Below are 6,896 nucleotides of genomic sequence, written 5' to 3'. Positions count from 1 at the left end.
GCGAGTAGCGCACCGTGGTCGCCGTCAGGTGGACCGAGACCAGCGATTGGTCCGCCAGCCGCTCGAGCAGGCCCTCGATCTCGGCGCGGGCCAGACCATCCGGGCCGCTGGGGTCGTCGTCGGCGCAGACCGCCTCGATCGCCTCCAACTCGGCGCCGACATCCAGCACCGGCGCGTCCGCGCTCTCGTGATCGACGTCGTATCCGGCCGCGAACACCGACAGCCGGTCGAACAGCAGCCGCTCCTTGTCCCCGCACAGGTCGTAGGACCAGGCGATGACGTCGCGGATGCCCTGGTGCCGCGCGTCGGCGCCGACCCGGGGGCCCGGCGACCAGCGCAGCCGCCGGTCGCCGGCCTCGCCGCTGAGGTCGCGCAAGATCATCGCCAGCGGCTGGCGCACCAGCCGTGCGGCGGCCAGCCGAATGTAGAGCGGATGGTTGTGCACGCGCCGGCAGATCGCCGCGGCCGAGGCGGCCTCGTCGTCGCCGATGGCGTGCCCGGTCAGGCCCGCGCGGGCCCGGAACAGGGTGAGAGCCTGCTGTTCGGACAGGGCGGGCACCGCCACCAGCTGCTCGTCGACCCAGCCGATCGCCTCACGGCTGGTGGCCAGCACGGTGAGTCCGGGCGCGGCGTCGAGCAGATCGGCGATCACCCGGCCCACACCGTCCAGCACGTGCTCGCAGTTGTCCATCACCAGGATCGTCTGCAAGGTGCGTCCGACCGCGTCGCGGCGGCGCAGCGTGTCGAGCACCGCCTCCCACGCCGACCTGCCGGAGAAGTCGGCGTCGATCAGGGAGCGAGCGACCTGCTCCTCCACCGCCGCGGCGTCGGCGTCCCGGGACAGCAGCGCCAGGCGCACCCAGTGCACGGGCACGCGCCGGGCTTTGTGGAACCGGTGCACGGCTTCGGTCGCGAGCCGGGTCTTGCCGATGCCGCCCGCGCCGATCAGCGTGACCAGCCGGGTGCCGCCCAGCAGCGCCATCCCGATCTTCTCCAGCTCCCGTTCGCGCCCCACGAAATCGCTGGCGGCCGCGGGTGGCAGCCCCGGGCCCGACGCACGTCCTACCGACACAAGGGCAGCGTAGCCGGACCACGATTCGAAGGTCCGCGGGTCTCTACCGATGCGCCGAACCCACCTATGCGCCCACTATTTCGCTATCGCGGCAGTCGATATCACGACCGAAAGGACACCACGGTGGGACAGATATTGGTACTCGGCGCGGGCGAATGCGGATTGCCGCTCGCCCATCGCCTGCTGCGCGGCGGCCGTCCCGTCACGCTGGTGACCGATCGCGACGCCGAGGCGATCCTGGCGGGCACCGTCACCAGCACCCAGGTCAAGTTCGCGCCGACGCTCGACCTCGAGGCCGACCTCGGCCTCGGTTACTGGAGCTCCATCGCGCCGAACATCGAGGGCATCCGGTTCACCATGGTCGTCGACGGCGCGGCGGTGGTCACCTGGACCGGACGACTCACCCGCCCCGCGCAGAGCGTCGACCAGCGGACGGTGTTCGCGCGCTGGCTCGGCGAGTACCTCGCCGAGGGCGGCGACCTGCGCGTCGCCACGCCGTCGGTGCCGGAGATCGATCGCGCCGCCGCCGGCTACGAGTTGACCGTGGTGACCCGGGCGGGGCGTGAGCTGGCCGACCACTTCGAGCCGGATCCGGCGTGGCCCGTGCCCGCAGCGCCGCAGCGCCGCCTCGCCGTGCTGTACCTGGACGGTGTCGAGCCGGACCCGGAACGCCTCGGCTCCTACACCGCCCTGCCCGAGCACGGCGAAGTGATCTCCTATCCCGGCCTGACTGGGCGGCCGGGGCAGGAACGCCGCTGCGAGATGCTGCTTTTCGAGGCGCGGCCGGGCGGCGCCCTGGACGTGTTCGACCAGCACGGCACAGCGGCGCAACGCTGGTCGCAGGCCCGGCAACTGCTCGCGGCGCATCTGCCCGCCGAGATCGCCGACCGGTACCGGCACGCCGAACCGACCGATGCCGGGGCCACGTTGGTGGGTGCGGTGGCTCCGGTCATGCGCAGGCCGGTGGGCACCCTGCCGTCGGGCCGGCCGGTGCTGGGCGCGGGCGATGTCCTCTGCCGGATGGACCCGGGCGGCGCACAGGGCGCCAACAACGCTGTGCACTGCGCGGTCCGCTACGGCGAAGCGATCCTGCACGATACGAACGGTCCCTACGACCGTGCCTGGATGGAATGGGCGGCCGCGCCGTGGCTCACGGCCGTCGCACACCCCGCCGCGCGGTGGACCGCGACGGTGCTCGATCCGCCCCCGGCGATGCGGGAGATGATGCTCGCCGCCCAGCACGACACGACATTGGCCGACGCCTTCACCGACACCTTCGCGCGACCGGCCAATCTCGCCCGGTTCGCCGCGGGCGTGCCGTCTTGATCGCTTCCCGGCGGGCCTCAGGGCTGCCAGGGCGGTGTTCCGGGAAAGACCACCGGCAGTTCGGCGAGGGCACGGTGGAAAGGCCCCGGCCGCCAGCTCAGTTCGTGCACCCGCACCGCGGGCCGCAGCTCCGGCAAGGCGTCGAGCAGCTGGTCGACCGCGTCCTGCGCGATCAGATATGCCGGGGTGCGGGCGGGGCAGGCGTGCGGTCCGGCGCCCCAGGCCAGATGCGACCGGTTGCCGGTGTGGTTGTGCCCGCTGATCGCCGGATCGTTGTTGCAGGCCGCGAAGCTGATGACGACCGGCTGGTGGGCCGGCAACCACACGTCATCGATCAGGATCGGCTGACGCGGATAGGTGACCGAGAAGTTGGCCATCGGCGGGTCGGTGAACAACACCTCGTCCAGCGCGTCGCGGGTGGACAGGCTACCGCCCAGGACATCGCCCCCGAACCGGTCGTCGGTGAGGATCAGCAGCAAGGTGTTGATGATCAGGTTCTGCAGCGGTTCGATGCCCGCGCCGTAGAGCACCACGAGCTGGTGGATCATCTCCGCGTCGTCCAAGCCTGCCGGATGCCGCAGCAGCCGGGTGGTGATGTCCTCGCCCGGCTGGTCGCGCTTGAGCTCGAGCAGTCGCGACAGCGCGGCGGCGAGCATCCGATTGCCTTCTTCGGCGTCCACGCCGTCGAACACGGCGGCCGTCGCGGCGGCGACCTCCTGGCCGATCTCCGTCGGGCAGCCCAGCATGGCGTTGATCGCCGCGAATGCGAGCGGAAACGCGTACTGCGAGACCAGATCCGCGCTGCCGGACGCGCAGAAGGCGTTGATCAGCGGGACCGCGATCTCTTCCACCGCCTCGTGCAGGCCGTGCAGGTCGACGGCGTCGATGCTCGCGGTGTTGGCTTGGCGGTAGCGCGCGTGTTCGGCGCCCGTGCTGCGCAGGGCGTTGGGCCGCCAGCTCAACACCGGCAGCACCGGGCAGTCGGCCGGGACGTTCGCCTGCCAGGTGCGCGGATCGGCGGGAAAATGCTCGGGATCGTGCATGATTCGCACGGCGGTGCGATAGCCGAGCACCAACGTGGCCGGCACGCCCGGCGCCAGCTCGACCGGCGCCATCGAGCCGTAGCGGGCGCGCATCTCCCGATAGGCGCGATGCGGATCGGCCGCGAATTCCGGGGAGTGCAGCGACACCCGCTCGGCGGCAGTGGCGGTGGCGATGGGCGAACCGTGACGGTGCGCGGTCTGATCGAGGTCTCGGTGCGTGGTCAACGCGTGACTCCCACGGTAGAAGCGTCTTCGGCGAGTGCGCTCGGGCGAGTTCGACGCGCACCGTCGCGACGCCGCTGTCGGACGGTCCGTGCACCCATGCGACGCGTCGGCGCGCCCGCGAGCGGATCGACACACAGGATGGTCGGGTAGGTAGGTCGCGGACATCGGTAGTAGCGCACGACCTGCGGTGATGCGACCGCTTCCGGCGCGCGGCAAGCGGTTCGGTACCCGCCACCGAGCGGACCTCTGCGTGACTCGCCCCGATGAGTGGTCGTCCGGCACGGTGACCGGACCGGCCCAGCACACGGTTGACGCCGAAATCCCGGACGGCGCTCTATCTTTCGCTACCAGCCGCCCGAGGCCACGGCAGATCCGGCAGGACAACGAAGGGCCACCGCGCGCTCGCATGCACGGGAACACAAGCACTTCGACGTGGGGTGAGCTGGTGTATAACTTCATCGGCCCGGTCGACTCCACCGACAAGCGATAGCGAGACACGATGCACGGTTACCTCAACCAGGTGTCCCAGAGCACGACGCCCTCCGGCTATCCGACGCGCGAGCCCGAGACACGGGCGGTCGAGCCGCCCCGGAACGCGGATCTCGTACTCAGCGCACTGCTGTGGCTGCTGCCCGCGACACTGGCCGCCATGTCGGCGGTCCTCGCGCCGTGGTTTCTGATGGCAGGCGGGATCTGCGATTCCAAGCCGGAGTGCCGGGTCGACACCAGTGCGGGCGTCTGGATCATGGTCGGCGGCGGGATCTTGGGATTCGCCATCGGGGCGTTGCTGTCGGGTATGGCGGCCCGGCAGGGTCGGGCCATGTTCCCGGGTGCGCTGATCGGCGCCGTTCTCGTCGTGCTCGCCTGGTTCGCCGCCTCGTTCCTCATGGGCTGACCCGCGGCGCCGCCTCCGGCCGTCCCGCTCCGGAAAACTGGTGCGGATGTACTATTCGCCGGAATCACCCCACCGCGGGAGCTCGGGCACGGCCGGGCTGAGAGGGCGGACCGCACGCTTCGGCGACCGCGTGAACCTGTCCGGGTAATGCCGGCGTAGGGAGAGCGTTTCCGTCATGCCGTCGTCGACCCGCGCCACCGCGGGGCTGGAAGCCCCGCTGACCCTCGAGCAGCCCGCACCCAAGGTGCTGTCGTTCTGGGACCAGAGCGCGTTCTGGGCGAATCTGGGCGTCAGCCTCTTCGCGTTCTCCGGCGCGTACACGGTGCTCGCACCCGACGCGGAGGGCGCCGCGCGGATCTCGATCGCCGCGGGCATTCTGGCGACCGTTCTGGGCACGGTGGTGGGCGGACTGATGCTCGGCGCGGCGGCGCTGACCGGCGCGCGCACCGGGCAACCCGCGATGGTCCTGCTGCGCGGGCTGTTCGGCGCGAAACTCAGCTACCTGCCCACGGTGCTCAACATCGCGCAATTGCTCGGCTGGGGAACCTTCGAGCTGATCGTCATCGGCGACGCGGCCGCGGAACTGTTCGGCGACGGCCCGCAGTGGCCCTACGTGGTAGCCGCGGGTGTGCTGACGACGGTACTCACGATATGGCCGCTGGGGTCGGTCCGGCTGCTGCGCAGGTTCGTGACCGCCGGTGTCGTGCTCGCCCTGGTCTGGTTCTATGTGCAGTTCTTCCGCGCCGGTCTGCCCGACCTGCGGGCGAACCCCGGCCCCGGCGGTGGCGGGCCGTTCGGCGTCGACTGGAGCCTGTTCTGGATCGCCACCGATGCCGCCTTGGCCGTCTCGATCTCCTGGGTGCCGGTCGCGGCCGACTACACGCGCCATGCCCGCACCGGCCGCTCGGCGTTCGGCGCGGCCAGTGGCTCCTACGCGCTCACCCAGGTGATCGCCTATGTCCTCGGCCTGTTCGCGCTGGCGCTGGCGACCGGGTCGCAGGGACCGTACGCGGCGTTCTTTCAGGTGAGTCTCGGCGCGGTGTTCTTCTTCGTCTTCGTGCTGCGCGAGGCGGACCAATCGTTCGCCAATGTCTACTCCACCGCCGTGTCGATCCAGAATCTCGCGCCAGGCGTGGACCGCCGGGTGCTCTCGATCGGCCTCGGCGCTTTGATCACGGTCGCGGCCCTGTGGTTGGACATGGCGAACTATTTCGGCTTCCTCGGGCTCATCGGCTCGGTGTTCGTTCCCCTGCTCGGGGTGCTGGTCGCCGACTTCTTCCTGCGTGCGGGCGGCGAGTGGAACACCGCGAGCGACGCGCCGGCGCGGTGGGGAATGGTCGCCGCGTGGCTGACCGGGTTCGCGGTGTATCAACTGGTCAACCCCGGTGACGCCGGTGTCTGGACCGAGTTCTGGGAACGGGTGCGGCAGGCGGTGCATTTCACCGGGCAGGCGTGGATGAGCGCCTCGCTGTTGTCGTTCCTGGCAGCGCTGTCGGCAGCCTGGGCGGTGGGGCGGATCGCGGCGCGGAACGCGTCGGCGTAACGAATGCGCCACCATGGAGGGATGGGTCGAATCCGGATCGGCACCTCGGGATGGGTGTACCCGCCCTGGCGCGGGACGTTCTATCCGCAGGGCCTGACGCACAAGCGCGAGTTGACCTATCTGTCCGAGCGGCTCGACAGCGTCGAAATCAACGGCTCGTTCTATTCGCTGCAACGCCCGTCCAGCTATCTGAGGTGGGCGGAGCAGACCCCGGACGATTTCGTGTTCGCGGTGAAGGGCAGCCGATTCATCACGCACATGAAGCGGCTTCGCGACGGTGACGAACCACTGGCCAACTTCCTCGCCTCCGGCGTGCTGGCGCTCGGGTCCAAACTGGGCCCGATTCTGTGGCAACTGCCGCCGACCTTCCGATTCGACGCGGACGTGCTGGACGCCTTCTTCTCCCGGCTGCCCCGCAGCACCGAGGCGGCGGCCGAGATCGCGCGGCGGCACGATCACCGTGTCGACTCCCCGTACACCAGCACGGACGCCGACCGGCCGATGCGCCACGCCCTCGAAATACGGCACGAGAGTTTCGTGACCCCGGCGTGCACCGGATTGCTCACCCGTCACAACGTCGCATTGGTGGTCGCCGACGCGGCGGGCAAATATCCGCTCCTGGAAGAGGTCACCGCCGATTTCGTCTATATCCGATTGCACGGGCACGACGAGCTCTACGTCAGCGGATACACCGACGAGGGTTTGGACATGTGGGCGGAGAAGATCCGTTCGTGGGCCGGATCGGGCGACGTGTACACCTATTTCGACAACGACGCGAAGGTGATGGCGCCG

The 6,896-nt window shown here is 70.1% G+C and carries 6 protein-coding genes; 4 read left to right on the top strand and 2 right to left on the bottom strand.

Annotated elements, in window-relative coordinates; translation table 11 throughout:
* Positions 1 to 1,072: ATP-binding protein (locus ON27_RS06955; protein ID WP_043721162.1), on the bottom strand; the 1,072-nt coding region annotated here is incomplete at its 3' end.
* A gap of 123 nt (positions 1,073 to 1,195) precedes the next feature.
* Here ON27_RS06955 and ON27_RS06950 point away from each other — a divergent pair.
* The gene (locus ON27_RS06950; protein WP_043721160.1) at positions 1,196 to 2,398 is read left to right on the top strand and encodes a styrene monooxygenase/indole monooxygenase family protein; all 1,203 of its coding nucleotides are present in this window, start codon (positions 1,196 to 1,198) and stop codon (positions 2,396 to 2,398) included.
* Positions 2,399 to 2,415: 17 nt separating this feature from the next.
* Here ON27_RS06950 and ON27_RS06945 read toward each other — a convergent pair whose 3' ends face one another.
* Positions 2,416 to 3,666: a cytochrome P450 family protein gene (locus ON27_RS06945; RefSeq protein ID WP_043721157.1), complete on the bottom strand. Its 1,251-nt coding sequence runs from the start codon at positions 3,664 to 3,666 to the stop codon at positions 2,416 to 2,418.
* 499 nt (positions 3,667 to 4,165) lie between these two features.
* Here ON27_RS06945 and ON27_RS06940 point away from each other — a divergent pair, with 499 nt between their 5' ends.
* From ON27_RS06940 to ON27_RS06930, 3 genes are all read left to right on the top strand, one after another.
* Positions 4,166 to 4,561: a hypothetical protein gene (locus ON27_RS06940; protein ID WP_043721155.1), complete on the top strand. Its 396-nt coding sequence runs from the start codon at positions 4,166 to 4,168 to the stop codon at positions 4,559 to 4,561.
* A 175-nt stretch (positions 4,562 to 4,736) separates the two neighbouring features.
* A complete protein-coding gene (locus ON27_RS06935; protein WP_043721152.1) occupies positions 4,737 to 6,104 on the top strand; it encodes a purine-cytosine permease family protein in 1,368 nt (455 codons plus the stop codon).
* Positions 6,105 to 6,125: 21 nt separating this feature from the next.
* Positions 6,126 to 6,896, top strand: a 771-nt coding sequence (locus tag ON27_RS06930; RefSeq protein ID WP_043721146.1) for a DUF72 domain-containing protein, incomplete at its 3' end; no start/stop codon positions are given.

Source organism: Nocardia asiatica NBRC 100129, assembly GCF_000308415.1.
GTDB classification, from domain to species: Bacteria; Actinomycetota; Actinomycetes; order Mycobacteriales; family Mycobacteriaceae; genus Nocardia; species Nocardia asiatica.
This window is presented reverse-complemented; position numbering and strand designations above follow the sequence as displayed.